The following is a 23,898-nucleotide window of genomic DNA, read 5'->3' as shown; positions in this document are numbered from 1 at the left end:
AGGAAAGTTTCCTAACTCCTGACGAAGGAGACGCCGTGGACGGTCCGGTTCCGGGGACCCCCAGTCTGCTACGCGCCATCAACGACCGCGCGGCCCTGCGGGCACTCCTCGACCGGGGACCGCTCACCCGTCCCGAGATCGGCGCGCTGACCGGCCTGTCCAAGCCCACGGCCTCGCAGCTCCTCGCCCGGCTCCAGGAGGCCGGGCTGGTGGTCCTGGACGGCGTGCGGGAGGGCCTGCCGGGGCGGACGGCCGAGGTCTACCGGATCAACCCGGCGGCGGCGTACGCGGGAGCGCTCGACGTCACCCCCGACCGCATCGAGGCGCGGATCGCCGACATCACCGGGACCGTCGTCGGCGAGCACACGCTGCCCACGACCCGCCGCCGCCCGGCCGGAGAGCTGGTGGAGCGGCTGGGCGCGGCGCTGGCGGGCGCGAACCCGCCGGACAAGCTGCGCCGCGTCGTCATCGGCGTGCAGGCCGCGATCGACCCGGCGACGGGCCGGCTGGGGTACGCCGCGGCCAAGGACGTGCCAGGCTGGCAGATCCCCGACCTGGTGCCCACCCTGTCGGCCGGCCTCGGCGTGCCGGTGGACGTCGAGAACAACGTCAACCTCGTCGCGCTCGCCGAGCAGGCGCACGGCGCGGCCCGCGACAGCCGGGACTTCGTGCTGCTGTGGGCCGACGAGGGCATCGGCTCGGCGATCGTGCTCGGCGGCCGCATGCACCGGGGCGCGACCGGCGGCGCGGGCGAGGTGGGCTACATGCCGACGCCGGGCGCGCCGACCGCGCGCGAGGCCGGCCGCTACGCCAACCACGGCTACCAGGCGCTCACCGGCGGGCCCGCGGTGCTGAAGCTGCTGCGCTCGTACGGCGTGCGCGGCGCCGACTTCCGCCAGGCCGTCGCGAACGCCGTACGTCTCGCGGACGGCGCCGGGCAGCGGGCCGACGACGCGCGGGCCGGGCTGCGCGACATCGCCGCCCGGCTGGCGGTCGGCCTGGCCGCCGTCACCTCGGTCGTCGATCCCGGGCTCATCGTGCTGACCGGCGGCGTCGTGCTGTCGGGCGGCGAGACGCTGCGCGAGCTCGTCGAGCACGAGCTGCACGCCCTGACCATCCCCCGGCCCCGCGTGCGGCTGTCGAGCGTCGAGGGCAACCCGGTGCTCGCCGGCGCGCTCGACCTGGCCCTCGACACCGTGCGTGAGGAGGTGTTCGGCTCCACCGTCCCCTCGTGACCCCCCGTCACCCCCCCCACTGCAGGAGGCACCCCCCGTGCGCTTCGTCCCTCTGGCGGCCGCCGCGGCACTGCTGTGCTCGGCCGCGCTGACCGCCTGCACCGCAGGCAAGGAGGCCGGGCCCTCGCTCGGCGCTCCCCGGCCCTCGGGATCGGCCTCGCAGGCCCTGCCCGCGGCCACCGTCGAGCTGTGGCACGGCTTCTCCACCGACGCCGAGGTGAAGGCGTTCGAGGAGGCCATCGCGAGGTTCAACCAGAAGTATCCGCAGATCACCGTCAAGGCCACCAAGGGCGTCCAGGACGACCAGATCACCCAGGCGATCCGCGGCGGCAACGCCCCCGACGTGGCGGCCTCGTTCACGACGGACAACGTCGCCCAGTGGTGCAGGTCGGGAGCGTTCCAGGACCTGACGCCGGTGATCGCGCAGGACGGGATCGACCTGTCGGTGCTGCCGGCCGTGGCCCGCTCCTACACCGCGTTCGAGGGCCGCCAGTGCACGCTGCCGCTGCTGGCCGACGCCTACGGCCTCTACTACAACAAGGCGCTGATGAAGGGCCACGAGCCGCCGCGGACGCTGAGCGAGCTGGCGGACCTGGCCAAGAAGCTGACCGTCCGCGACGCCGACGGCACGATCAAGGTCGCCGGGTTCATCCCGAGCGTCCAGTACTACGAGAACAGCCCGAGCCACCTCGGCCCGATGGTGGGCGCGAAGTGGTACAACGTCGACGGCACCTCGGCGATCGGCTCCGACCCGGCCTGGCGCGAGCTGCTGACCTGGCAGAAGGAGCTGGTCGACTGGTACGGCCACGACAAGCTGGAGAAGTTCAGGAAGGGCCTGGGCGACGAGTGGAGCGCCGAGCACCCGTTCCACAAGGGCAAGGTCGCGATGGTCCTGGACGGCGAGTGGCGCAACGCGATGATCGCCCTCGACGCGAAGGACCTGGACTACGGCACCGCTCCCCTGCCGGTCGCCGACGACCGGCCCGAGCTCTACGGCAGCGGCTTCACCGCCGGGACCGTGATCGGCGTGCCGAAGGGCGCGAAACATCCGCAGCAGGCGTGGGAGCTGGTGAAGTACCTGACGACCGACACCGGCTCGCTGGTGACGCTGTCGAACGCGCTGCGCAACGTCCCCACGACCAAGGCCGCGATGGACTCGCCCGACCTGGTCAAGGACGCCAACTTCCAGACGTTCCTCGACGTCTTCGCGCATCCCAGGACCTCGACGCTGCCGGCCAGCGTGAACAGCGTCTTCAACCAGGAGGCGTTCGCCGCGTTCGTCGCCAAGTGGGAGCGGGGCTCGGTGAAGGACCTGGAGGCCGGGCTGAAGGACGTGGACCGGCAGATCAACGACAAGCTGAAGCTGTCCGGAGGCTGATCGTGACCTCCATCCCCGCCGCGCCGCCGCGTCCCCGGTGGTGGCCCCGTTGGTGGCGCGGCGAGGGCGCGCGTGCCCTCCTGTGGCTGTCGCCGTGGATCGCCGGGGTGTCGGTCTTCTTCGTCTACCCGCTGCTGTCCACGGTGTACTTCTCCTTCCACCGCTACGACATGTACACCCTCGAGTTCGCCGGGCTCGACAACTACCGTTATCTGCTGCGCGATCCCCGGGTGGGCGTCTCGGCGCGCAACACGCTGTGGCTGGTGGCCGTGATGGTCCCGGCGACGGTGCTGTTCTCGCTGGCGCTCGCCCAGCTCGTGGTCCGGCTCAAGGCCGGGGCGGGGCTGCTGCGCACGGTGTTCTACCTGCCGTCGCTGGTGCCGATGACGGCGGGCACGATCACGTTCGTCTTCCTGCTGAACCCCGGCACCGGCCCGGTCGACCACCTGCTGTCGCTGGTGGGGGTGCGGGGTCCTGACTGGTTCGGCGATCCCGACTGGTCCAAGCCGAGCCTGACGCTGCTGTCGCTGTGGGGCTGCGGCCAGCTCATGGTGATCTTCCTGGCGGCGCTGCTGGACGTGCCCAGGCATCTGTACGAGGCCGCGGCCATCGACGGCGCGGGCGCCTGGCGGCAGTTCCGCAGCGTGACGCTGCCGACGATCGCGCCGGTGCTGATGTTCGCCCTGGTCACGAACGTCATCTACGCCCTGCAGTACTTCTCGCAGGCGATGATCGCCTCCCGGGTCGCCTCGGGCGCGACCGACTCGCCCGGCAGCTCGTTCTCGCCCGGCTATCCGGAGGAGTCGCTGCTCACGCTGCCGCAGTGGCTGTTCCAGGTGGGCTTCCGCGATTATTCGATGGGGTACGCCTGCGTGCTGGCGCTGCTGCTGTTCGCCGTCTCGATGATCTTCACGTTGGTGCTGCTGCGGCAGTTCCGCCGGGCCGAGGAGGCGTCGTGAGCGCCCGGAGGCGGCGGGTGCTGCTGTGGGTCGCCACGCACGCGTTCGCGGTCGCGCTGGCGCTGATGTTCCTCGCGCCGGTGGCGTTCATGGCGCTGACCGCGCTGATGACCGACGAGCAGGGCCTGACCAGCGACCTGTGGCCGCGGAGCTGGAACTGGGCGAACTTCGCCGAGGTCTTCGACCGGTCGCTGCTGCTGCGGTGGGCGGGCAACACGCTGCTGTACGCGGCGCTCGGCACGCTGTTCACCGTGGTGTCGTCGGTGCCGGTAGCCTACGCGCTGGCCCGGTTCCGCTTCCGCGGGCGGCGGGCGGCGTTCCTCGTGGTGGTCGCGGCGATGATGCTGCCGCCGCAGGTCGTCGCGGTGCCGATCTACCTGGTGTGGGCGCGGCTGGGGCTGACCGACAGCCTGTGGCCGCTGATCCTGCCGATGCTGCTCGGCGACGCGTTCTCCATCTTCCTGCTGCGTCAGTTCCTGGTCACGATCCCGCGCGACTACACCGACGCGGCGAAGGTGGACGGCTGCTCGGACCTGCGCACGCTGGTGCGGGTGGTGCTGCCGATGGCGCGCCCCGCGGTGGCGGCGGTCGCGCTGTTCCAGTTCTTCTACTGCTGGAACGACTACTACGGTCCGCTGCTGTACGCCGGCGTGCAGCAGGACCATCTGACGCTGTCGCTGGGTCTTGCGACCTTCAAGGCGTTCCACAGCGTGCAGTGGAACCTCACCATGGCGGCCACGCTGCTGGTGACCGCGCCGGTGATCGTGCTGTTCTTCCTGGCCCAGCGGGTGTTCATCGAGGGCGTGACCTTGACGGGGGTGAAAGGGTGAAGGTCGCCGTGGTCGGGGGCGGCTCGACGTACACACCGGAGCTGGTGGACGGGTTCGCCCGGCTGCGCGAGGAGCTGCAGGTGTCGGAGCTCGCGCTGATCGATCCGGACCCGCGCCGGCTGGAGCTGGTGGCGGGGATGGCGCGGCGGATGCTCGCGCACGCCGGGCATCCGGCGCGGGTGCTGGCCACGTCCTCGGCCGCCGAGGGCGTGGCGGGGGCCGCGGTGGTGCTGTTCCAGCTCAGGGTGGGCGGGCAGGCGGCCCGCGAGCTGGACGAGACGGTGCCAGGGCGGTGCGGCTGCGTCGGGCAGGAGACGACGGGCGCGGGCGGGCTGGCCAAGGCGCTGCGCACGGTCCCGGTGGTGCTGTCGATCGCCGAGACCGTACGCAAGCACGCCCCGGACGCCTGGATCGTGGACTTCACGAACCCGGTCGGCATCGTCACCCGGGCGCTGCTGGACGCGGGGCACCGGGCGATCGGGCTGTGCAACGTGGCGATCGGGTTCCAGCGCCGTTTCGCCGCGTGGCTGGGGGCCGATCCCGCGCGGGTGTCGCTCGGGCACGTGGGGCTCAACCACCTGTCGTGGGAGCGCGCGGTGTTCCTGGACGGGGAGGACGTGCTGCCCGCGCTGCTGGAGCGGCACGGCGCGGAGCTCGCCGCCATGGTGGGGCTGCGGCCGGGGCTGCTGGCCAGGCTCGGCGCGGTGCCGTCGTACTACCTGCGTTACTTCTACGCCCACGACGAGGTGGTGCGCGAGCAGCGGACCGGGCCGTCGCGGGCCTCGGAGGTGGCGGCGCTGGAGGAGCGGCTGCTGGAGCTGTACGCCGACCCGGCCGTGGTGACCAAGCCGGAGCTGCTGGCCGGGCGAGGCGGGGCGTTCTACTCGGAGGCGGCGGTGGCGCTCATCGCGTCCCTGCTCGGCGACCGGCGGGACGTGCAGGTGGTGAACGTGCGCAACGGCGGCACGCTGCCGTTCCTGCCGGCTGAGGCGGTCGTCGAGGTGCCCGCGGTCGTCGGGGCGTCGGGCGCGCGGCCGCTGCCGGTGCCGCCCGTCGAGCCCCTGTACGCGGGGCTGATCGGGCACGTGTCGGCGTACGAGACGCTGGCCCTGGAGGCGGCCGTGCACGGCGGCGCGGACCGGGTGCGGGACGCGCTGCTCGCCCACCCGCTGGTCGGGCAGGACGAGCTCGCGGAGGAGCTGACGGCGCTGCTGCTGGAGGCGGGCCGCGCGCACCTGCCGTGGGCGCACGGGCCGGTGGGCGCGTGAAGCGGCTCGTCCTGGCCGTGGACGGCGGCAACAGCAAGACGGACGTCGCCGTGGTGTCGGAGGACGGCCGGGTGCTGGCCGAGGCGCGGACGGGGGCGTTCGCTCCGCAGCGCGACGGCGTCGCCGCCGCCGTGGACGTCGTCACGTCGGCCGTCGCCGCCCTCCCCGGTGGCAGGCGGTTCGACCAGGTGTCGGCGTGCCTGGCCGGGGCGGACCTGCCCGAGGAGGAGGAGGCGCTGGCGCGGGAGTTCGCCGCGCGGGGCCTCGGCGGGGACGTGGTGGTGCGCAACGACACGTTCGCGCTGCTGCGGGCGGGGGCGTCCGCGCCGTGGGGCGTGGCGGTGGTGTGCGGGGCGGGCATCAACGCCGTCGGCGTCTCCCCCGGGGGCGCGGTGGCCAGGTTCCCCGCGCTCGGCCGGATCAGCGGGGACTGGGGCGGCGGACTCGATCTCGGCGAGGAGGTCCTGTGGCACGCCGTGCGCGCCGAGGACGGCCGCGGCGTCCCGACCCTCCTCGCCGGGCTGGTCACCGCGCACTTCGGGACGGGGACGGTGACGGAGGTGGTCCTCGCGCTGCACACCGGCCGGCTGGACGACGGGCGGCTGCACGAGCTGGCGCCCGGCGTGTTCGCCGCGGCGGCGGCCGGGGACGGGGTGGCCACGGCGCTGGTGCGGCGGCAGGCGGAGGAGGTGGCGCTGATGGCGGAGGTGTGCCTGCGCCGGCTCGGCCTGCTGGGCACGCCGGCCGAGGTGGTGCTGGGCGGCGGCCTGCTGACGGCGCGGGACCCGCTGCTGACGTCCCTGCTGGAGGGCGAGTTCGCGCTGCGGATGCCGCTCGCGGTCCCGGTGGTGGCGAAGGAGCCTCCGGTGCTGGGCGCGGCGCTGCTGGGCCTGGACCGGCTGGGCGCCCCTGAGGCGGCCGGTGCCCGCCTCAGGGGCCACTACCGGCACTCTCCCCTCCCTGATCCCCCCGGCGCCGCCCAGGCGGTGTCCTGAGGACCCGCGGGACTCACGGGGGGTCGCGGAGGAGGCGGGCGCGGCTGTTGGCCAGGTGGACGCGGACGGCCGCCCGCGCGGCCTCGGCGTCCCCCCGCTCGATGGCGGCGTGGATGTCGTCGTGCTCGGCGACGATCCTGGCGAAGGCGGCCGGGCCGGGGTCGAGCCGGTCACGGGGCACGACGATCATGGCGGGCCCGAGCGAGCCGAGCAGGTCGGCGTAGTACCGGTTGCCGGTGGCGAGGGCGATCCGCAGGTGGAACAGGTGGTCGGCGTGGACCGCCGCCCCGGGGTTGCCCGCCGCCGCCGCGAAGGCGTCCAGGGCCTCGCGCAGCCCCGTCAGCGCCGCCCCCGTACGCCGGGCGGCGGCGAGCGCGGCCGACTCCGTCTCGATCCCCATCCGGAAGTCCAGCAGGTCGAGCACCTCCTGCCGGGTCCGTGCCGGGGCCGGGTCGAAGCCGGTCGCGCTCGGCAGGGCCAGCACGAAGCTGCCGCGCCCGTGCTGGGTCTCGACCAGCCCGGCGGCCTTGAGCCTGGCGACGGCCTCGCGGACGACGGTCCTGCTCACCCCGTGGGCACTGATCAGCTCGTTCTCGGTCGGCAGCCGCTCCCCCGGCCGGATCACGCCCTCCCTGATGCGCGCCGTCAGGGTGTCGACGAGCTGCTGGGTACGGCTGGTCACGGCGTCTCGAAGCGTTCGGCGGTCCACGCGGCGGCCCGCTCGCTCAGCGTGACGCCGATGCCGGGCCGCTCGGGGACGAGCATGCGCCCGTCGCGGATCTCCAGCCGCTCCTCGAACAGCGGCTCCAGCCACTCGAAGTGCTCCACCCACGGCTCCAGCGGGTACGCGGCCGCCAGGTGGAGGTGGATCTCCATGGCGAAGTGGGGGGCGAGCTGGAGGCGTTCGTGGCCGGCCAGGGCGGCCAGGCGCAGGAACGGGGTGATGCCGCCGATGCGGGGCGCGTCCGGCTGCAGGATGTCCGCGCCGCGGGCCCGGATCAGCTCGGCGTGCTCGGCGACGCTGGTGAGCATCTCCCCGGTGGCGATCGGGGTGTCGAGCGCGGCGGCCAGGGCGGCGTGCCCGTCGTGGTCGTAGGCGTCCAGGGGCTCCTCGATCCAGACCAGGCCGTACTCCTCCAGCGCCCGGCCCATGCGGGCGGCGGCAGGGCGGTCCCACTGCTGGTTGGCGTCCACCATGAGCGGGACGTGGTCGCCGAGGTGCTCGCGCACCGCCCGTACGCGGGCGAGGTCGGCGCGGGTGTCGGGCTGCCCGACCTTGATCTTGACGCCGCCGATGCCGCGCTCCAGGGCCGCGGTGGCGTTCTCCAGCACCTGCTCAAGAGGGGTGTGCAGGAAGCCGCCCGAGGTGTTGTAGCAGCGCACGGAGTCGCGGTGCGCGCCGAGCAGCTTGGCCAGCGGCAGGGCGGCGCGCCTGGCCTTCATGTCCCACAGGGCGATGTCGAGGGCGGCGATGGCCTGCACCGCCAGGCCGCTTCGGCCCACGGACGCGCCCGCCCAGCACAGCTTGTCCCAGAGGCGGGCGATGTCGTTGGGGTCCTCGCCGACGAGGTCGTTCGCGATCTCCTTGGCGTGGGCGTACTGGCCGGGGCCGCCGGCGCGCTTGGAGTAGGCGAAGCCGATGCCCTCGTGCCCCTGCTCGCTGGTGATCTCGGCGAACAGGAACGCGATCTCGGTCATCGGGCGCTGGCGGCCGGTGAGGACCTTGGCGTCGCTGACGGGGGTGTCGAGGGGCAGGTAGACGGACGAGAGCCGGACGCGGGCGACGCGGTCCGCTGAAGTCATCATGACGACATGCTAAGTCGTCATGATGACTTCGGAGACGCCGGGGGCCCTCACGCCTGGCGCCGGCGGTCAGGGGGTGTCGGGCGACGCTTCGGGGGCGACCTCGGGGGTGCGGTGCTCGTAGGGGGTGCTCAGCACCACCGTCGTACGCGTCGAGACGTGGGCGGCGGCCCGGATCTGCTGCAGCAGGTCCTCTAGCGCCACCGGCGAGGCCACCCGCACCTTGAGGATGTAGCTCTCGTCGCCCGCGACGCTGTGGCAGGCCTCGATGGCCGTCAGGTGAGCCAGGCGTTCGGGGGCGTCGTCGGGAGCGGCGGGGTCGATCGGCTTGATCGACACGAACGCGGTCAGCGGCAGCCCGATCGCGTCGTGGTCGACGATCGCGGCGTAGCCGCGCACCACGCCGCGCTTCTCCAGGCGGCGCACCCGCTGGTGCACCGCCGAGACCGAGAGCCCGGTCTCCCTGGCCAGGTCGGTGAAGCTCATGCGGCCGTCGCGGGCCAGCAGCGTGACGATCCGGCGGTCGATCTCCTCCATCGGATCAAAGGTAGCCGGTCATGGTCACGACATGGTCCCGACAGGGGACGCTCCCCGGCGCATCGCGTGCTCGACGAGCGTGATGAGGACCTCCCTGCTGGAGTCGCGGCGGCGGGCGTCGAAGCGCACGATGGGGACGTCGGGCTCCAGGCCGATGGCGTCGCGCACCTCGCCGACGGTGAAGTGCTGCGTGCCCTCGAAGCAGTTGAGCGCCACGATGAACGGCTGGTCGCGCTTCTCGAAGTAGTCGACGGACGGGAAGCAGTCGTCGAGCCGCCGGGTGTCGGCGAGCACGACGGCGCCGAGCGCGCCCATGGCGAGCTCGTCCCAGACGAAGAAGAAGCGCTCCTGCCCGGGGGTGCCGAACAGGTAGAGCATGTAGTCGTTGGCGATCGTGATGCGGCCGAAGTCCATGGCGACGGTGGTGGTGAGCTTGCGCTCGACGCCGGACAGGTCGTCGACGTGCGTGCCGACCTGTGTGAGCGTCTCCTCCGTCCGCAGTGGCCGGGTCTCGGACACGGCGCCCACCATGGTGGTCTTGCCCGCGCCGAATCCTCCGGCGATCAAGATCTTGATCGCCGTCGGCAGTCGCCAATGGTCAGAGCGACCGAATTCCATCCAGCACCGCCCGTACATCTCCCGCGCATGCGCGGCCCCGACCTTGAGGTGCCGTGGTCAGTGGTACCTGTCAAGGTGTGTTGAGAAGGCCGATCCACATGCCTGGCATCGAGACACCCTAGCAACGCCACATTTTCCACTCAAGCCGCAAGTTTTTACAAGAAACCAAATGTCACGGTTTGTAGCGCTGAGCCCTCTTATACGCCGCCTTACCACTCGCCCAGTCAAGGAACGCTGTCAGGTGATCCGACAGACCCTTTACGCCGGCCCTCACAGTCCGAAAAGCCGCCGAGCCCGGACCTGCGGAGGAGGGCCGCCATCGCAGGTGGACGTGGGTGCGGCCGCTCTCGCACGGCCGCCGGCGCGAGACGTCCGGTGCCGCCGGGCACGAGACCACCGTGCGGTACGCGCCCGACCGGCCTCCGGCGGTCCTTCGCCGCGCCAAGGACGTAGGTTGCCGTCCCCGGCGTCCCGATTGCTCGCAACAGTTTCCCGCTCCGGGAGGCCGCACGCCGCGGATTCGGTCAGGTCGGCCGCCGCGACCAGGAGGGCGAAATCCGGCCCGATGAGCATCAACCCGTCGCAAGGTGGACGTATCCCGGCAGGACCAGCGCCCGCAGACGGTCATGGCCCCCTGCCGCCTACCGCGCGTCCGTGAGTCCGCCCTCCCCCCGACGGGCCTCGATGACCTTGGCGGCGAGGGCCGCAGGGGACCTGATGCCGAGCTTGGTGCAGATCTTGCCGAGGTGGTACTCGAAGCCACCGAGCCTGACCCGCTCCGCCCGCCCCCGCACCCCGAGCCCCTCCCCTGCGGCCGTCCACTCCCGGCGATCGCCCGTACCGGCCTCGCAGAAATGCGGTCATGCCCCCGGGAGCCGGGCCCACACGGCGGTGGCGTCGTCGTGGAGCTTGCCGCGCATCGGCCCTCGGGTGGTCTCCAGGGCCCGCACCGCCTCGACGGCCGCCCGCGGGCCCCGGGTCTCCAGCTCCGCGGCCAGGTCGTCCCAGCTCCAGCCGTACCAGTCGACGAGCCGGGTGACGCCGTCGGTGCACAATCCGGCCGCACGCACCGCGCGCAGGTCGACGCTGCCGTGTACGGCCTCAGCGGCGGCCTCGGGCCGGGCGGCGGCCACCCAGAACCCGCCGGGCGCGTTGCGCAGCCGCCGTACCAGCTCCAGCGAGTACGGCCGCCCGCCCGGCAGCCGCTCCAGCCGGTCGTCGGCCACCACCCGCACCCCGCCGCCCGCCAGGCCGAGCAGCACCGGGGAGTCCCCCAGCACGAGGTAGTCCAGGCGGCCGGCCGCGGCCCGGACCAGGGCGACGGTCGCCGACGGCGAGTCGAGGTCGCCCAGGTCGCAGCCGCTCCCGTGTGCCCCAGCGGTGTCGGCGATGGCGGCCGCCAGCAGTTCGGGCAGCGGCGTCGGCACCGGGGCGGGCGCGTCGGCGGACAGCCGGGCCGCGAGCGCCCCGCCGAGCCGCGCCACCAGCCACGCGACGTCGTGCGCGCACCCGCTGTCGACCCCGGCCGGCGCCGTCGCCCCGTCGATGACGACGACCCACGACGGCCCGGCGACGGCCAGGTCCTCGTTCGGCCGCCCGGCGTCACCGGGAGCGCTGGCGCAGGCTATCTCGGTGAACATCTACGCCGGGAGCGCTGTCTTGCGCCGGTCGGGTCCGCCGGGACCGTCGAGCCGGGCGGGCGGACGGGCCCGACGGGCCAGGCAGGCCGGCGACGGCACCGCCGCCGCCGCTCAGACGATCACCAGCTCGCGCGACGTGTTGTTGAGCCGCTCCCCACCGCTCTCCGTGCACACCACGATGTCCTCGATGCGCGCGCCGTGCCGCCCCGCCAGGTAGATGCCGGGCTCGACGGAGAAGGCGTGCCCGGGCTCCAGCGGTTCGCCGTTGCCCGCCACGATGTACGGCTCCTCGTGCGTCTCGATGCCGATGCCGTGCCCGGTGCGGTGGACGAAGTGCTCGCCGTAGCCGGCGGCGGTGATGAGGTCGCGCGCGGCCGCGTCGACCGACTCGCACGACACGCCGGGCCGCACGGCGGCGCACGCGGCCTCCTGCGCCTGGCGCAGCACCTCGTAGTAGGCGGCGAAGTCGGCCGGCGGCTCGCCGACGCTGTAGGTGCGGGTGGAGTCGGAGCAGTAGCCGTTGTGGAGCTGGCCGCCGATGTCGACCACGACCGGCTCGCCCGGCCGGATGACCCGGTCGGACACGTCGTGGTGGGGGCTCGCGCCGTTGGGCCCGGAGGCGACGATCACGAAGTCGACGGTGGCGTGCCCGGAGGCCAGGATGGCCTCGGCGATGTCGCGGGCCACCTCGCGCTCGGTGCGCCCGGCGCGCAGCAGCTCGGGCACCTGGCGGTGGACGGCGTCGATCGCCTCCCCCGCCTCGCGCAACGCCGCCACCTCGGCCGGGGACTTGCGCATCCGCAGCTCCCGCAGCACGCTGCCGGCCAGCACCTGCTCGGTGCCGGGCAGCACGTCGCGGAAGCGCAACGACGACATGGCCCACATGCGGTCGGCCAGCCCCACCTTCGCCACGTCGCCGAGGCGGGCCGCGGCGAGCGCGTAGGGGTCGTCGGTCTCGTCCCAGGCCACGAACTCCAGCCCGAGCCGCGAGGCGGGCGAGGCCTCGGCGGCGGGCAGCTCCAGGCGGGGCACCATCATGAAGGGCTCGCCGGCCGCCGGCACCACCAGGCACGTCAGCCGCTCGAGCGGCTTGGCGTCGTAGCCGCTGACGTAGCGCAGGTCGGGGCCGGGCGTGAGCAGCAGGGCGTCGAGCCCGCCCTTGGCGGTGGCCTCCTGCACGGCGGCCAGACGGGACACGGGATACAAGTCTGAGGACGTCACCAGGCCAATCTACTCTCGGCCGCCCCTCCTAAAATCCGCGGAAAGCTCTTCCCGGCGCTTCGGATCGCTACAGACCGTTCCTAATCGATCACGTAGTGTGGGAACAATTGTCCAGATCCACTGCGCTTTGGAAGCGAGATTATGGTCGACGTCATGAGCGCGGCCGGGCTGCTAGGGCCGGACACCGACGCGGAGATGCTGGCCGCCAGGCTGGCTCACGCGCAGCGGCTCGGCAACCTGGGCTGGGCCGAGTGGCACTTCCACACCGGCGAGACGACCTGGTCCGACCAGGTGTACACGATCTTCGGCCGCGACCCGGACAAGGGCCCGATCGCGCTGCCCCGGCTGGCCGAGCACGTCGTGCCGTCCGACGTGGCCGCGCTCGACCGGCTGCTGTGGGCCGCGCTGCGCTGCGTGGAGCCGGTCCAGGCCGAGCTGCGCATCCGCCGGGGCGGCAACTGGAGCGACCTGCGCGACATCCGCGTGGTGCTGGAGCCCCTGATGGGCGACGGCGGGGCGGTCGGCCTGCACGGCGTCATCCAGGACATCACCGGCCGCCGGCGGGCCGAGCGCATGATGTCGGAGTCGCGCCGCCAGCTCCTGGAGGCGCGCGAGCGGGCCGCGGAGGAGCGCCACGTGATGCTGGCGCTGCGCGAGGCGATCCTGCCGGATCTGGCCTGTTCGCCGGGCCTGCCGGACATACGGGTGGCGGTTCGGTACGTCCCCGCCGAGAAGACCGCGAGCCTCGGCGGCGACTGGTTCGAGGCGTCCCCGGCCCCCGACGGGCGGCTGCTGCTGGCCGTCGGCGACGTCTCCGGGCACGGCCTGCCCGCCATCGCGCACATGGCCCAGCTCCGGCACGCCCTGGTCGGCCTGGCCATGACCGGCCGGCCCGCGCACCGGCTGCTCGACTGGCTGAACGAGCTGGTGCTGCACCAGATCAGGGACACCACCGCCACGGCGGTCATCGGGCATCTCGACCCGGAGACGCGGGTGTTCGCCTGGAGCCAGGCCGGGCACCTGGCGCCCGTCCTGGTGCGCGACGGGACCGCGACGCCGCTGGACCCGCCGCGGGGGGTGCTGCTGGGGGCGGCGGAGGGACGGCCGTACGAGCTGGCCACGACCCGGCTGAAGCCGGGCGACGTGCTGCTGATGTTCACCGACGGGCTGGTGGAGCGGCGCACCCGCGACCTCGACGTCGGCCTCGACCTCGTCATGGCCGCCGCCCGCGAGGTGCCGGGCCGCCTGGAGCACGACCTGGAGACCGGGCTCGACAAGCTGCTCGCCGACATCGGCGGCCCCAATCCCGAGGACGACGCGTGCCTGCTGGGGGTGGGCATACTGGGGTAGTGCTGATGCTCCTGGACACCCCGTCCCTCTACTTCCGCGCCTTCTTCGGCGTGCCGGAGACGATCAAGGCTCCCGACGGCACGCCGGTCAACGCGGTCCGCGGCCTGATCGACATGATCGCCACGCTCGTACGCGACTACTCCCCCGCCGAGCTCGTGGCGACGATGGACGCGGACTGGCGGCCGGCGTTCCGGGTGGCGGCGTTCCCGACGTACAAGGCGCACCGGGTCGCCGAGGGCGACGCCGAGGAGGTGCCGGAGACGCTGGTGCCGCAGATCGCCGTCATCAACGAGGTGCTGGACGCGGTCGGCATCGCCCGCCTGGAGTCGCCCGGCTACGAGGCCGACGACGTGATCGGCACGCTCACCCACCGGGCGGGGCGGGGCGCGGTGGACATCGTGACCGGCGACCGCGACCTGTTCCAGCTCGTGGACGACGCCCGTCCGGTGCGGGTGCTCTACACCGCGCGCGGCATCCGCAACCTGCAGATCGTGGACGAGGCGTTCGTGACCGGGAAGTACGGCGTGCCCGGCCGCTCCTACGCCGACTTCGCCACCCTGCGCGGCGACCCCAGTGACGGCCTGCCCGGCGTGCCGGGCGTCGGCGACAAGACGGCCGCCGCCCTCATCACCCGTTTCGGCTCGCTGCCCGCGCTGCTGGAGGCCCTCGACGCGGGCGGCTCCGAGGGGTTCCCCGCGGGCAGCCGCGCCAAGCTGGCCGCCGCCCGCGACTACCTGCGGGCCGCGCCCGCGGTCGTCAAGGTCGCGCACGACGCGCCGCTCCCCGACGCCGACCTCGCCGTGCCGGCCAAGCCACGCGACCCGGAGGCGCTGGTGGCGCTGGCCGACCGCTGGGGCCTGGACAGCCCGCTCAACCGGCTGCTCACCGTGCTGGACCGCTGAGACCCCCCACGTACGGCGGGTCAGGCCGCCAGGGCGGCGCGGATCGCCGCCTGCGCGGCCTCGCGCAGGCGGGCGTGCACGCGCACGTTCTCCTCGCGGTCGGTGCGCACCTCGACGATCCGCGGCCCCTCGCCGCGCATGGCCTTGGGCAGGTCGGACAGGTCGGGCACCAGCGTGTACGGCGTCCCGGTGGCCGCCGCGACATAGCCGAGGTCCACGCCGTGCGGCGTGCCGAAGACCCGTTCGAACGGGTCGCGCACCGCGGCCTGCGGCAGCAGCGAGAAGATCCCGCCCCCGTCGTTGTTGACCACCACGAAGCACACGTCGGGCCGCGGCTCGCGGGGCCCGAGGATCAGCCCGTTCTGGTCGTGCAGGAACGTCAGGTCGCCGAGCAGCGCGTACGACGGCCCGTTGTGCGCCAGCGCCGCCCCCATCGCCGTGGAGACCAGCCCGTCGATGCCGGACGCGCCCCGGTTGGCCATGAGCCGGATGCCGCGCCGCGGCCGCATCGCCTGGTCGAGGTCGCGGATCGGCATCGAGGAGCCGCAGAACAGCAGCGCCCCGTTGGGCAGCGCGTCCACGAGGTCCCTGGCCAGGCGCGGCTCGCTGAGGCCCGAGGCGTCGAGCACGTCGTCGACGGCCGTCCTGGCGGCCCGGTCGGCGTGCCGCCAGGCGTGCAGCCAGCTGTCGTCGCCGGCCGCGACCGGGATCTCCACGGCCTGGGCGACCTGGGTGGCCGAGCGGGTCGGGTCGGGCCAGCGGCCGAGATCGGGGGCGACCACGATGTGCTCGCCGGCCCGCCGCAGCCACGACAGCAGCGGCCGGGACAGCCCGGGGCGGCCGAGCGTGACGACCACGTCGGGCCGGTGGTTGTCGGCGAACTCGGGCGTGCTCAGCAGGTGGTGGTAGGTGGAGACGGCGTGGTCGCCGTAGCGGGCGCCGCCGTTGGGCTCCGACAGCACGGGCCAGCCCGCCATGCCGGCCGCGGCGACGTAGCGGCGCACGTTGGCGGCGCCGTCGCCGACGACGAGCACGCCGCGCCGGGTGGGCGGGATGTGCAGGGCGATCGGCGGGGGCGCGACGCGGGCGCGTACCCAGGGGCCGTTCGCGCCGCCGTCCAGCGGCTCGCACCAGGTGGTGTCGCCGTCGGGGATCAGCGGCTCGCGGAAGGCCAGGTTGAGGTGGACGGGGCCGGGGTCGGACGGGCCGGTGGCGCGCTGGTAGGCGCGGCAGGCGAGCGAGCGCCAGTAGGCGACCTGGCCGGGGCGGTCCTCGGGGACGCCGACCTCGGCGAACCAGCGCGTCGCGGAGCCGTACATCTTGAGCTGGTCGATGGTCTGGTTGGCGCCGGTGCCGCGCAGTTCGGGCGGCCGGTCGGCGGTGAGCACGAGCAGCGGCACGCCGGACTCGGCCGCCTCGATCACGGCCGGGTGGAAGTTGGCGGTGGCGGTGCCGGAGGAGCAGATCAGCGCCACCGGCCGCTCGCTCCGCTTGGCCAGCCCCAGCGCCAGGTACGACGCCGAACGCTCGTCGATGCGCACGTGCAGCCGCACCCGCGACTCGGCGTGCAGCGCCAGCGCCAGCGGGGCCGAGCGCGAGCCGGGGGCGAGCACCACGTCGGTCAGGCCGCAGCGCACCAGCTCGTCGACGAGCACCGTGGCCAGTGCGGTAGCGGGGTTCAACGTGACGCCTCCTGCATCCGGCGAAGCCACTGGGGAGAATCAATCTCAAAGGCCGACAAAAGCTGAGAATTCACCTCGGGGCGGCGGACGGTCAGCTCGCCGTCCACGGGCACCAGCGAGTCGTCCACCACATCGCCGTCGAGCAGCGCCATCGTGCCGAGCCCGCACGCGTACGGCAGCGACGGCAGCGCGGCCGCCAGCGCCAGCCCCGCCGCGAGCCCCACGGACGTCTCCACCGCGCTGGAGACCACGGCGGGCAGCCCGCACGCCTCCACCACGCGCAGCGCCTCGCGCACGCCGCCGAGCGGCTGCACCTTGACCACCGCCACGTCGGCCGCCTCGGCCGCGCGCACCCGCAGCGGGTCCTCGGCGCGGCGGATCGACTCGTCGGCGGCGATCGGCACGTCGCAGGCCCGCCGGACGGCGGCCAGCTCCTCCAGGGTGGCGCACGGCTGCTCGGCGTACTCCAGGTCGTACTTGTCCAGGCGCCTCAGCCGGGAGACGGCCTCGTCGACGCTCCACGCGCCGTTGACGTCCACCCGCAGCCGGCCCGACGGCCCGAGCGCGTCGCGCACGGCCTCCACCCTGGCCACGTCGTCGTCGAAGCTCTGGCCGCGCTCGGCCACCTTGACCTTGGCCGTGCCGCACCCGGAGCGCCGCACGATCGCGTGCGCCTCCTCGGGATCGACGGCCGGGACCGTGGCGTTGACGGGGACGCGCTCGCGCACCGGCGCCGGCCAGCCCTCGAAGGCGGCCTCGCGGGCGCAGGCGAGCCAGCGGGCGCACTCGCGCGGGCCGTACTCGGGGAACGGGGAGAACTCGCCCCACCCGGCCGGGCCGCGCAGCAGCACGCCTTCCCTGACGGTCTGTCCCCGGAACCGCGTCCGCATCGGGATCCTGAAGACCACCGGGGCCTCGGGAGAACGCGCCACGACCCTCCCCCGCTTGCGCCTTTGTCCGACCTGTCGCCATTAACCTTACGAGCATGTGGAGGAACCCGTCGCATCCGGACCGCCCGCTGCATGCCATTGTGCAGCCTCCCGGGCCTGCCCTCTTCTCGGCGATCCGCGCGGCGCTCGACGGCGGCGGCCCCGCCGTCCTGCCGCTGCCGCCCGATGGCTCCTCCGCTGCCGCGATCGCCTCGCTGCGCCCCACGCACGCGGACGGCGTGCGGCTCGACGGCGGCGAGGGCGTCCCCGAGGACGTCGCCGTCGTGATCGCCACCAGCGGCAGCACCGGCGCGCCCAAGGGCGTCATGCTGTCGGCCACCGCGCTGCGCGCCTCGGCGGCCGCCTCGCTGCGCCGCCTGGAGGCGTCCAAGGGCGAGCGCTGGCTGTGCTGCCTGCCGGTCTCGCACGTCTCCGGGCTGCAGGTGCTGGTCCGCGCGCTGCTGTCGGGCACCGAGCCGATCATCCAGCCGCGCTTCGACCCGCGCGCGGTGCTGGAGTCGGGGGCCGAGCACGTCTCGCTGGTGCCGACGCAGCTGCACCGGCTGGTCGAGCTGGGGGCCGATCTGTCGGTGTTCCGCACGATCCTGCTGGGCGGCGCCGCGCCCCGCCCCGGCCTGCTGGAGCAGGCCCGGGACCTCGGCGCCCGGGTCGTGACCTCGTACGGCAGCAGCGAGACCAGCGGCGGTTGCGTGTACGACGGCCTGCCCCTTTACAACGTAGATCTCAAGATCGGCGCGGACGGGCTGATCAGGATCGCCGGCCCCGTGCTGTTCTCCGGCTACCGCTTCGGCGGCCCCGAGCCCTTCGACGGCGACTGGTTCGTCACCTCCGACCTCGGCGAGCTGTCCGGCGGGCGGCTGCGGGTGCTGGGCCGGGCCGACGACGTGATCAACACCGGCGGCGAGAAGGTGGTGGCCGGCGCGGTGGCGGCCGTCCTGGGCGAGCATCCGGGGATCGCCGACGTGGCCGTGATCGGCGTCCCCGATCCCGAATGGGGCGAACGGGTCACCGCCGTCGTCGTGCCCGCCGATCCCGACACACCCCTCACGCTTGAGCAATTGCGGGCGTACTCCCACGATAGGCTGCCCTCCTACGCCGCCCCCCGCGAGCTGCGCCTCGTCGCCGCCCTGCCCCTGCTGCCTAACGGCAAGACCGACCTGGTCAGCCTGAAGGCAGGAACCTGACGAAGTGCCGCTGCGTCATAGTGGGGAGAAGGAGGGAGCCTTCATGGACCAGACCCGCAAGATGTGGGCATCCGCGGCCGTCGTCGGCGTCATCGTCGCCGGGGGGATCTCCATCGCGGCGGCCGCCTCGGCGGGCAGGCTCGACCAGGCGGCAGAGGAGACGAGAGCGGTGGTGGAGGGGCCGGCCCCCGAGTCCTCCGGCGGCGCCGACGACGGCGTGGTCGTCTCCGAGGAGGTCAACCCCGACCCCGACGAGGTCTTCGAGTACTGGAGCGACGACCGCATGGAGGGCGCCGAGCCCATGCCCATGCCGGTGGTCACCGAGGGTGGCGTCTTCCACATCACGGAGTGACGGTACGGCGTTCCCGGTGTAATCTGCCGCTTTTTCGGTAGTTCGTCCCCTCGGGAACAAATGGCGGAAATTGGCGTTATTGATACTGGTGCGCCGTGCGGACAGCGAAGCCGCCCCGCCACAACCTGCCTGATCGCTTCTTACTCCGTACGGAGGAGGTGTCCTCATGCCCAGAACCGCCGTGGCGACCCCGCACGCGACTCTCGACCAACTGATCGAACGAGGACGTTACCAGGGTCACCTTTCTCTGGCGGAGCTGCGTGACGCGTTCGCCGAAGCCGGCGTCAGCCCTTCCGAGGGCCGCACGATCCTGCGCGAGCTCTCCGAGGCCGGCGTCAGCCTGGCCGCCGAGAACGAGCCGTCGCTCAGCAAGACCGCCCCCAGAAAGACCCGCAAGACCACGACCGTCGAGTCCGCATCCGCCGAGGAAGACGCTCCGAAGAAGTCCTCGCCCTCGCGCACAAAGGCTACCGGCCGCAAGGCGGCCAAGGCAAAAACCACCGCGCAGAACGGCGCCGGCAAGAACGTGACCCCCGTCGACGGCAAGCCGGAGCACGAGGAGGACGTCCCCGACGACCTCGTGCTGGACGAGGCCGAGCTGGAGCACGAGCAGGCCGACCTGGACGACGCCCAGTCGGTCATGGGCGACTCGGTGCACACCTATCTGAAGTCCATCGGCCGCCGCACGCTGCTGACCGCCGCCCAGGAGGTCGAGCTGGCCAGGCGGATCGAGGCCGGCCTGTACGCCGAGTACAAGCTGGAGACCCACCCCGACCTGCCGCCGGACGTCCGTGACGACCTGCACCTGGTGGTCGAGGACGGCCGCCGCGCCAAGGACCACATGCTGGAGGCCAACCTCCGGCTGGTCGTGTCGGTGGCCAAGAAGTACACCGACCGCGGCATGTCGCTGCTGGACGTGGTGCAGGAGGGCAACCTCGGCCTCATCCGGGCCGTGGAGAAGTTCGACTACACCAAGGGCTTCAAGTTCTCGACGTACGCGATGTGGTGGATCCGGCAGGCCATCCAGCGCGGCTTCGCCGACTCGGCCCGTACGATCCGGCTGCCCGTCCACGTGCTGGAGATGCTCTCCAAGCTGTCGCGGGTGGAGCGGGACATGCACCAGCGCCTCGGCCGCGAGCCCACGCCGGAGGAGCTGGCCGTCGAGCTGGACAAGACCCCCGACCAGATCGAGGAGCTGCTGCGCACCAGCCGCCAGCCGATCTCGCTCAACGCGACGATCGGCGAGGACGGCGAGACCACGATCGGCGACCTCATCGAGGACGTCGACTCGCCGGAGGCGTCGGAGATCGTCGACCGCCAGCTGCTGGGCGACCAGCTGCGCGGCGTGCTCGACAACCTCTCGCCGCGCGAGTCGAAGATCATGGCGCTGCGCTTCGGCCTGGTGGACGGCAAGCCGCACACCCTGGACGAGATCGGCAAGCACCTGGGCCTGACCCGGGAGCGGATCCGCCAGTTGGAGAAGGAGTCGCTGTCCAAGCTGCGGCACCCGAGCAACACCCGCCCGCTGCTCGACTGGGCGAGCTGATCCCCGCTTGAAAACGCCGAAAGCCCCGGCGCGCCTCACCAGGAGGCGTGCCGGGGCTTTTCGCGTGTCACGGCGCGAAACTGCCAGGCGCGCGGCGCGGAACCGCTACGCGCGGGGCGCGGAACCGCTACACGGTCGCGCGGCGCGGAAGCGCTAGGCGGTCGCGGGGACCGGGCGGGGGACGCGCGGGATGCCCCACAGGCGGTTCTCCTCGCGCAGGGTGCGCAGCCGGTCGACCTCGGCCGTCCACTCGCGCCCGCGCGGCGTCGCCTTGGCCTTGCGGCGCGCGATGCGGTCGTCGTAGGACTTGACCCCGAAGGTGGCCCGCTGGCCCGCCTCGGCGGCCCGCAGCGCCTCGGTCAGCGCCTGGTCGAACGCCCGGCCCGCGGCCAGCAGCTCGACCTCGTCGGCCGCCGCGGCCCGCAGCTCCCGCAGCGTGCTCTCGGCCTGCCTGGCCCGCTCCAGCAGCTCGGGATAGCTCCTGGAGATCTCGCGGTCCGCGTGGTAGCGAACCTCGGCCTCCCGGCTCACCCGCGGACGGAAAAACGCCATGGACCCTGCCCCTTCACCAGCCGGTAAGTCATGCCAGGCCCAAGAGTACGCCTCCCCGCGACACGTGCGGAAATCACCCCGCCGCCGGGCCCTTTACATAGTAAGATGATCTTCATGCCCGCCAAGAGACCACCGATCCCCCTCTCCCGCGAGCGGATCATCGAGGCCGCGCTGCACATCGCCGACAGCCAGGGCCTGCGCCGGCTCACCATGCGCCGCCTCGGCGACGCCCTCCAGGTCGAGGCCATGGCCATCTACCACCACCTGCCCCGGGGCAAGGAGGCGCTGATGGACGCCCTCGCCGAGCACGTGACCACCGTCCACGTCGAGCAGCGCGCCACCTGGCAGGAGACGGCCAAGGCGTGGTGCCGGGCCGAGCGGGAGCTGCTGCGCAAGCACCCCGGCGTGCTGGCGCTGGCGCTCACCAAGCCGCCCAAGGGCACCACGCTCATCGCCCTGCGCGAGCAGACCGAGCAACTGGCCGACGGCGGCCTCGGCGACGCCCCCGACGCGGTCCGGGCGCTGCGCGCGTTCGTGTACGGCAGCGTGGCCGTCGAGGTCCAGCGGTCCGGCTGGGCCGACCCGGAGGTCGACGAATGGATACGGCGGGACGAACGTGCCGATGCGGACTTCGAGCGCGGACTCGACGCTCTTCTCAAGGGTTTGCAAACGTGATGCGCGTGTCGTGCTTGGCCCGTTATCCTGCATAAGGCACCCTGTGTCGAAGGTCACACGTCACGGTGACGGCATCGCACCCTTGCCAAGAGAACAACCCGAGCCGCTCCCGCCCCTCACAACGGGAGCATTCCACGAGATATCGGAGGCACGCCGATGTGCCCGCACGTCCCGGCCTGTCCGGATGCAGAGGCGCCCGACCGCGAGGCGGCACGCACCCTCGCCTGCCATCCCGAGCAGGGGTGGAGCCTGCTCTGCAACGGCGTGGTCCTGTTCGAGGACACCGGGGAGCTCCTGCCGAGCGGCGCCACGATCGAGCCGCACCGCCCGGTGGGCGTCTGAGCCCGCCGGCTACGAGGGCTCCCGCGTCAGCGCGTAGTGGCCCAGCCACTCCGCCACGATCCCGCCGACCCGGGCGGGATCCCGTTTGAGGTCGTGCCCCTCGCCGGGCAGCACCACCAGCCGCGCCGCGTCCGCGGCGTCGGGGACGCCGAACGGATCGCGGTCGCCGTTGACGACCAGCACGTCCACCCCCGCCCCGCGCAGCTCCCCGGCCCTGGACGTGCCGGGCCGGCCCGGCGGGTGCAGGGGGAAGGCCAGCGCCACGACCGCCGCCGCGCCCACCGCCGCCGCCGTACGGCAGGCCACCCGCGCCCCGTTGCTCCGCCCGCCCTGCACGAGGGGCAGGCCGGGCCGGTGCGCCCGCAGCTCCGTCAGCACGGCCTCCCACGCCTCGTCCTGACGGGCCGGCGAGCCGGGCGCCCGCGCCCCCGCCAGCCGGAACGCCTGCGTGACCCTGGCCACCCCGAACCCCGCCGCGAGCGCGGCGTCGCGCACGGCCAGCAGGTCGGGGGCGTCCACTCCCCCGGCCGAGCCGTGGGTGAGGACGAGCAGCAGCCGCGGGTCGGCCGGCTCCTCCAGGTCCACCCGCGCGGGCCCGCGCGGGGTCGTGATCTCCATGGCAGAACCGTACCTTCGGACGAGCCGGCGATGGCTCTCAGGGCTGATGACGGCGTGCCGCCCGTGGACCATGATGTCCTCATGTACCACGAACGTTCCCTCCGTGAGGACCTCCAGGCCACGCTCGACGCCCGCCGCGACCTCGGCCCCGACTACGAGAAGGCGCTCGTGGAGTCCTTCGCGGACCGCCTCGACGCGACGATCGCCGGCCGGGTGCGGGCCGAGCTGGCCGCGCAGGGAGCCGACCCGGCCGCGTACGGCCCCCGCCCCAAGGCCAAGAGCCCGGGCTCGGCGATGGCCCCGATCGTGCTGGGCTCGCTCGGCATCGGCGTCCCGCTGACCGCGATCGCGGCCGGCCAGGCGGGCCTGCTGGGGCTCGCCATCGCCTGGATCGCCATCGTCGTCATCAACGTGGCCGCCGCCTCGGCCATCATGCGCCGCAGCTGACCCCCGGTCAGGACCCGCGCTCGTAGCGCAGGCGCACCTCGGTGGCCAGCGCCTCGTCGGCGTGCCCCAGCCCGTACGACCACACCTGGTCGGCGTCCTCGGTCCGCCCGCGCAGCGGCAGCGTACGGGCCAGCAGCTCGATGGCCAGGGCGCTGGTCGGGACGTCGGCCCCGCTCTCCACGGCCTCGGCGAACTCGGCGCAGGCCAGCTCCAGGTGCGCGATGCCGAGCCGCACCCGCAGCCCCGGCACCTCGGACTCGGGGGCGATGCCCAGGGCCTCGATGAGCACGTCGGCGGCCGCCCCCGGCTCGCCGTGCTCCAGCAGCAGGTCGGCGAGCTCCCGCGCGGCCAGCGCCGCCACCTGCTCGTCGCCGGCCGCCGCGCCCGACGACGTGGCCTCGCGCAGCTCCTTCTCGGCCTCGCCCAGGGTCTCGGCCAGGCGGGCCAGCGCCAGGTGGGCGTGCGGCAGGTAGGCGGGGGTGCCGACGCCCAGCACGGCCTGCCAGGCGGCTCTGGCCTGCTCGGTGCGCCCCTCGCGTTCGAAGCCCTGCGCCAGGTGGCAGGCGGCCTGGGCGGCGTACTCGGGGTGGTTGGTGGCCAGCGCGGTGCGGGCGGCCGCGCGGGCCGCCTCGACGTCGCCGCGCTCCTCCAGCACCACGGCGAGCCCGACGGCGGCCTGCGCGCGGTCGGGCTCGTCGGGGTCGGCGACGAGCCGGCGCAGGATCGCCGCCGCGCCGTCGAGATCGCCGCCCTCGGCGAGCCTGCGGGCGGTGTCGAGGGGCGGGGTCTCCAGCTCCGATGACGTCAAGAGAGC

The 23,898-nt window shown here is 73.5% G+C and carries 26 protein-coding genes; 14 read left to right on the top strand and 12 right to left on the bottom strand.

Annotated elements, in window-relative coordinates; genetic code table 11:
• Window positions 1-35: 35 nt before the first annotated feature.
• Genes ACBR40_RS38495 through ACBR40_RS38470 form a run of 6 tightly spaced genes read left to right on the top strand, consistent with a single transcriptional unit; the run spans window position 36 to window position 6,665 of the window.
• On the top strand, window positions 36-1,235 hold the full coding sequence (locus tag ACBR40_RS38495; protein WP_344206241.1) for an ROK family transcriptional regulator: 1,200 nt from the start codon (window positions 36-38) through the stop codon (window positions 1,233-1,235).
• A 37-nt stretch (window positions 1,236-1,272) separates the two neighbouring features.
• Entirely contained in the window at window positions 1,273-2,613 is a 1,341-nt protein-coding gene (locus tag ACBR40_RS38490; RefSeq protein ID WP_371251886.1) for an ABC transporter substrate-binding protein, read from the top strand.
• Between the two features lie 2 nt (window positions 2,614-2,615).
• Window positions 2,616-3,572, top strand: a complete 957-nt coding sequence (locus ACBR40_RS38485; protein WP_371251885.1) for a carbohydrate ABC transporter permease — start codon at window positions 2,616-2,618, stop codon at window positions 3,570-3,572.
• A complete protein-coding gene (locus ACBR40_RS38480; RefSeq protein WP_371251884.1) occupies window positions 3,569-4,402 on the top strand; it encodes a carbohydrate ABC transporter permease in 834 nt (277 codons plus the stop codon). The genes ACBR40_RS38485 and ACBR40_RS38480 overlap by 4 nt, the downstream gene beginning before the upstream one ends.
• Window positions 4,399-5,670, top strand: a complete 1,272-nt coding sequence (locus tag ACBR40_RS38475; protein WP_371251883.1) for a 6-phospho-beta-glucosidase — start codon at window positions 4,399-4,401, stop codon at window positions 5,668-5,670. The genes ACBR40_RS38480 and ACBR40_RS38475 overlap by 4 nt, the downstream gene beginning before the upstream one ends.
• Window positions 5,667-6,665, top strand: a complete 999-nt coding sequence (locus tag ACBR40_RS38470) for an N-acetylglucosamine kinase (RefSeq protein WP_371251882.1) — start codon at window positions 5,667-5,669, stop codon at window positions 6,663-6,665. Before ACBR40_RS38475 ends, ACBR40_RS38470 begins: the two co-directional genes overlap by 4 nt.
• Window positions 6,666-6,678: 13 nt before the next feature.
• On the opposite strand, the gene ACBR40_RS38465 is transcribed toward ACBR40_RS38470, so the two are convergent.
• The 7 genes from ACBR40_RS38465 to ACBR40_RS38435 form a co-directional block, all read right to left on the bottom strand.
• Complete coding sequence (locus ACBR40_RS38465) at window positions 6,679-7,347, bottom strand: FadR/GntR family transcriptional regulator (RefSeq protein ID WP_344206232.1); 669 nt, start codon at window positions 7,345-7,347, stop codon at window positions 6,679-6,681.
• Window positions 7,344-8,471, bottom strand: coding sequence for a mandelate racemase/muconate lactonizing enzyme family protein (locus tag ACBR40_RS38460; protein WP_371251881.1), 1,128 nt, complete (start codon window positions 8,469-8,471; stop codon window positions 7,344-7,346). The genes ACBR40_RS38465 and ACBR40_RS38460 overlap by 4 nt, the downstream gene beginning before the upstream one ends.
• Window positions 8,472-8,537: 66 nt before the next feature.
• Window positions 8,538-9,005, bottom strand: coding sequence for an Lrp/AsnC family transcriptional regulator (locus ACBR40_RS38455; protein ID WP_344206230.1), 468 nt, complete (start codon window positions 9,003-9,005; stop codon window positions 8,538-8,540).
• A 24-nt stretch (window positions 9,006-9,029) separates the two neighbouring features.
• A complete protein-coding gene (locus ACBR40_RS38450) occupies window positions 9,030-9,623 on the bottom strand; it encodes an ATP/GTP-binding protein (RefSeq protein ID WP_344206229.1) in 594 nt (197 codons plus the stop codon).
• 641 nt (window positions 9,624-10,264) lie between these two features.
• The gene (locus ACBR40_RS38445) at window positions 10,265-10,417 is read right to left on the bottom strand and encodes a hypothetical protein (RefSeq protein ID WP_371251880.1); all 153 of its coding nucleotides are present in this window, start codon (window positions 10,415-10,417) and stop codon (window positions 10,265-10,267) included.
• Window positions 10,418-10,483: 66 nt separating this feature from the next.
• Window positions 10,484-11,263: a protein phosphatase 2C domain-containing protein gene (locus ACBR40_RS38440; protein WP_371251879.1), complete on the bottom strand. Its 780-nt coding sequence runs from the start codon at window positions 11,261-11,263 to the stop codon at window positions 10,484-10,486.
• A 111-nt stretch (window positions 11,264-11,374) separates the two neighbouring features.
• On the bottom strand, window positions 11,375-12,469 hold the full coding sequence (locus ACBR40_RS38435) for a M24 family metallopeptidase (RefSeq protein WP_371251908.1): 1,095 nt from the start codon (window positions 12,467-12,469) through the stop codon (window positions 11,375-11,377).
• Window positions 12,470-12,637: 168 nt separating this feature from the next.
• Between ACBR40_RS38435 and ACBR40_RS38430 the strand changes: the two genes are divergently transcribed.
• Both ACBR40_RS38430 and ACBR40_RS38425 read left to right on the top strand, forming a co-directional pair.
• Entirely contained in the window at window positions 12,638-13,834 is a 1,197-nt protein-coding gene (locus ACBR40_RS38430; RefSeq protein ID WP_344206226.1) for a SpoIIE family protein phosphatase, read from the top strand.
• A 5-nt stretch (window positions 13,835-13,839) separates the two neighbouring features.
• On the top strand, window positions 13,840-14,736 hold the full coding sequence (locus tag ACBR40_RS38425; RefSeq protein WP_371251907.1) for a 5'-3' exonuclease H3TH domain-containing protein: 897 nt from the start codon (window positions 13,840-13,842) through the stop codon (window positions 14,734-14,736).
• A 20-nt stretch (window positions 14,737-14,756) separates the two neighbouring features.
• On the opposite strand, the gene menD is transcribed toward ACBR40_RS38425, so the two are convergent.
• Together menD and ACBR40_RS38415 are read right to left on the bottom strand one after the other, a co-directional pair.
• Window positions 14,757-16,418 carry a 2-succinyl-5-enolpyruvyl-6-hydroxy-3-cyclohexene-1-carboxylic-acid synthase gene (gene menD, locus ACBR40_RS38420; RefSeq protein ID WP_371251878.1) on the bottom strand — a complete coding sequence of 554 codons (1,662 nt, stop codon included), beginning with the start codon at window positions 16,416-16,418 and terminating at the stop codon, window positions 14,757-14,759.
• Entirely contained in the window at window positions 16,415-17,308 is an 894-nt protein-coding gene (locus tag ACBR40_RS38415) for an o-succinylbenzoate synthase (RefSeq protein ID WP_371251906.1), read from the bottom strand. The genes menD and ACBR40_RS38415 overlap by 4 nt, the downstream gene beginning before the upstream one ends.
• Before the next feature lie 95 nt (window positions 17,309-17,403).
• On the opposite strand from ACBR40_RS38415, the gene ACBR40_RS38410 reads away from it, so the two are divergent.
• From ACBR40_RS38410 to ACBR40_RS38400, 3 genes are all read left to right on the top strand, one after another.
• Complete coding sequence (locus ACBR40_RS38410; RefSeq protein WP_371251877.1) at window positions 17,404-18,552, top strand: AMP-binding protein; 1,149 nt, start codon at window positions 17,404-17,406, stop codon at window positions 18,550-18,552.
• Between the two features lie 43 nt (window positions 18,553-18,595).
• Window positions 18,596-18,904: a hypothetical protein gene (locus tag ACBR40_RS38405; protein WP_344206219.1), complete on the top strand. Its 309-nt coding sequence runs from the start codon at window positions 18,596-18,598 to the stop codon at window positions 18,902-18,904.
• A gap of 166 nt (window positions 18,905-19,070) precedes the next feature.
• On the top strand, window positions 19,071-20,450 hold the full coding sequence (locus ACBR40_RS38400; protein ID WP_344206218.1) for an RNA polymerase sigma factor: 1,380 nt from the start codon (window positions 19,071-19,073) through the stop codon (window positions 20,448-20,450).
• 153 nt (window positions 20,451-20,603) lie between these two features.
• Here ACBR40_RS38400 and ACBR40_RS38395 read toward each other — a convergent pair whose 3' ends face one another.
• Window positions 20,604-21,002 carry a hypothetical protein gene (locus tag ACBR40_RS38395; RefSeq protein ID WP_329578423.1) on the bottom strand — a complete coding sequence of 133 codons (399 nt, stop codon included), beginning with the start codon at window positions 21,000-21,002 and terminating at the stop codon, window positions 20,604-20,606.
• 114 nt (window positions 21,003-21,116) lie between these two features.
• On the opposite strand from ACBR40_RS38395, the gene ACBR40_RS38390 reads away from it, so the two are divergent.
• Together ACBR40_RS38390 and ACBR40_RS38385 are read left to right on the top strand one after the other, a co-directional pair.
• Complete coding sequence (locus ACBR40_RS38390; protein ID WP_371251876.1) at window positions 21,117-21,677, top strand: TetR/AcrR family transcriptional regulator C-terminal domain-containing protein; 561 nt, start codon at window positions 21,117-21,119, stop codon at window positions 21,675-21,677.
• Between the two features lie 156 nt (window positions 21,678-21,833).
• The gene (locus ACBR40_RS38385) at window positions 21,834-22,019 is read left to right on the top strand and encodes a DUF5999 family protein (protein ID WP_020539824.1); all 186 of its coding nucleotides are present in this window, start codon (window positions 21,834-21,836) and stop codon (window positions 22,017-22,019) included.
• 9 nt (window positions 22,020-22,028) lie between these two features.
• Here the strand turns inward: ACBR40_RS38385 and ACBR40_RS38380 are convergent, their stop codons facing one another.
• On the bottom strand, window positions 22,029-22,637 hold the full coding sequence (locus tag ACBR40_RS38380) for an alpha/beta family hydrolase (protein ID WP_329578436.1): 609 nt from the start codon (window positions 22,635-22,637) through the stop codon (window positions 22,029-22,031).
• A gap of 81 nt (window positions 22,638-22,718) precedes the next feature.
• On the opposite strand from ACBR40_RS38380, the gene ACBR40_RS38375 reads away from it, so the two are divergent.
• Window positions 22,719-23,084: a hypothetical protein gene (locus ACBR40_RS38375; RefSeq protein WP_371251875.1), complete on the top strand. Its 366-nt coding sequence runs from the start codon at window positions 22,719-22,721 to the stop codon at window positions 23,082-23,084.
• A gap of 7 nt (window positions 23,085-23,091) precedes the next feature.
• Here ACBR40_RS38375 and ACBR40_RS38370 read toward each other — a convergent pair whose 3' ends face one another.
• Window positions 23,092-23,892: a tetratricopeptide repeat protein gene (locus ACBR40_RS38370; protein WP_364456088.1), complete on the bottom strand. Its 801-nt coding sequence runs from the start codon at window positions 23,890-23,892 to the stop codon at window positions 23,092-23,094.
• Between the last annotated feature and the right edge of the window lie 6 nt (window positions 23,893-23,898).

The sequence above is a fragment of the Nonomuraea sp. AD125B genome, assembly GCF_041402765.1.
In the GTDB taxonomy this organism is placed as follows: Bacteria; Actinomycetota; Actinomycetes; order Streptosporangiales; family Streptosporangiaceae; genus Nonomuraea; species Nonomuraea bangladeshensis.
The sequence above is the reverse complement of the archived record's forward strand: the minus strand, read 5'-3'. Positions and strand labels throughout refer to the sequence as shown.

Bases quoted from the DNA above. Each gene is read 5' to 3' on its own strand.
- ACBR40_RS38375 (WP_371251875.1), top strand. From the start codon at position 22,719: ATGTACCACGAACGTTCCCTCCGTGAGGACCTCCAGGCCACGCTCGAC.
- ACBR40_RS38460 (WP_371251881.1), bottom strand. From the start codon at position 8,471: ATGATGACTTCAGCGGACCGCGTCGCCCGCGTCCGGCTCTCGTCCGTC.
- ACBR40_RS38450 (WP_344206229.1), bottom strand. From the start codon at position 9,623: ATGGAATTCGGTCGCTCTGACCATTGGCGACTGCCGACGGCGATCAAG.
- ACBR40_RS38400 (WP_344206218.1), top strand. From the start codon at position 19,071: ATGCCCAGAACCGCCGTGGCGACCCCGCACGCGACTCTCGACCAACTG.
- ACBR40_RS38440 (WP_371251879.1), bottom strand. From the start codon at position 11,263: ATGTTCACCGAGATAGCCTGCGCCAGCGCTCCCGGTGACGCCGGGCGG.
- ACBR40_RS38395 (WP_329578423.1), bottom strand. From the start codon at position 21,002: ATGGCGTTTTTCCGTCCGCGGGTGAGCCGGGAGGCCGAGGTTCGCTAC.
- ACBR40_RS38385 (WP_020539824.1), top strand. From the start codon at position 21,834: ATGTGCCCGCACGTCCCGGCCTGTCCGGATGCAGAGGCGCCCGACCGC.
- ACBR40_RS38415 (WP_371251906.1), bottom strand. From the start codon at position 17,308: ATGCGGACGCGGTTCCGGGGACAGACCGTCAGGGAAGGCGTGCTGCTG.
- ACBR40_RS38380 (WP_329578436.1), bottom strand. From the start codon at position 22,637: ATGGAGATCACGACCCCGCGCGGGCCCGCGCGGGTGGACCTGGAGGAG.
- ACBR40_RS38455 (WP_344206230.1), bottom strand. From the start codon at position 9,005: ATGGAGGAGATCGACCGCCGGATCGTCACGCTGCTGGCCCGCGACGGC.
- ACBR40_RS38390 (WP_371251876.1), top strand. From the start codon at position 21,117: ATGCCCGCCAAGAGACCACCGATCCCCCTCTCCCGCGAGCGGATCATC.
- ACBR40_RS38430 (WP_344206226.1), top strand. From the start codon at position 12,638: ATGAGCGCGGCCGGGCTGCTAGGGCCGGACACCGACGCGGAGATGCTG.
- ACBR40_RS38410 (WP_371251877.1), top strand. From the start codon at position 17,404: ATGTGGAGGAACCCGTCGCATCCGGACCGCCCGCTGCATGCCATTGTG.
- ACBR40_RS38425 (WP_371251907.1), top strand. From the start codon at position 13,840: ATGCTCCTGGACACCCCGTCCCTCTACTTCCGCGCCTTCTTCGGCGTG.
- ACBR40_RS38405 (WP_344206219.1), top strand. From the start codon at position 18,596: ATGGACCAGACCCGCAAGATGTGGGCATCCGCGGCCGTCGTCGGCGTC.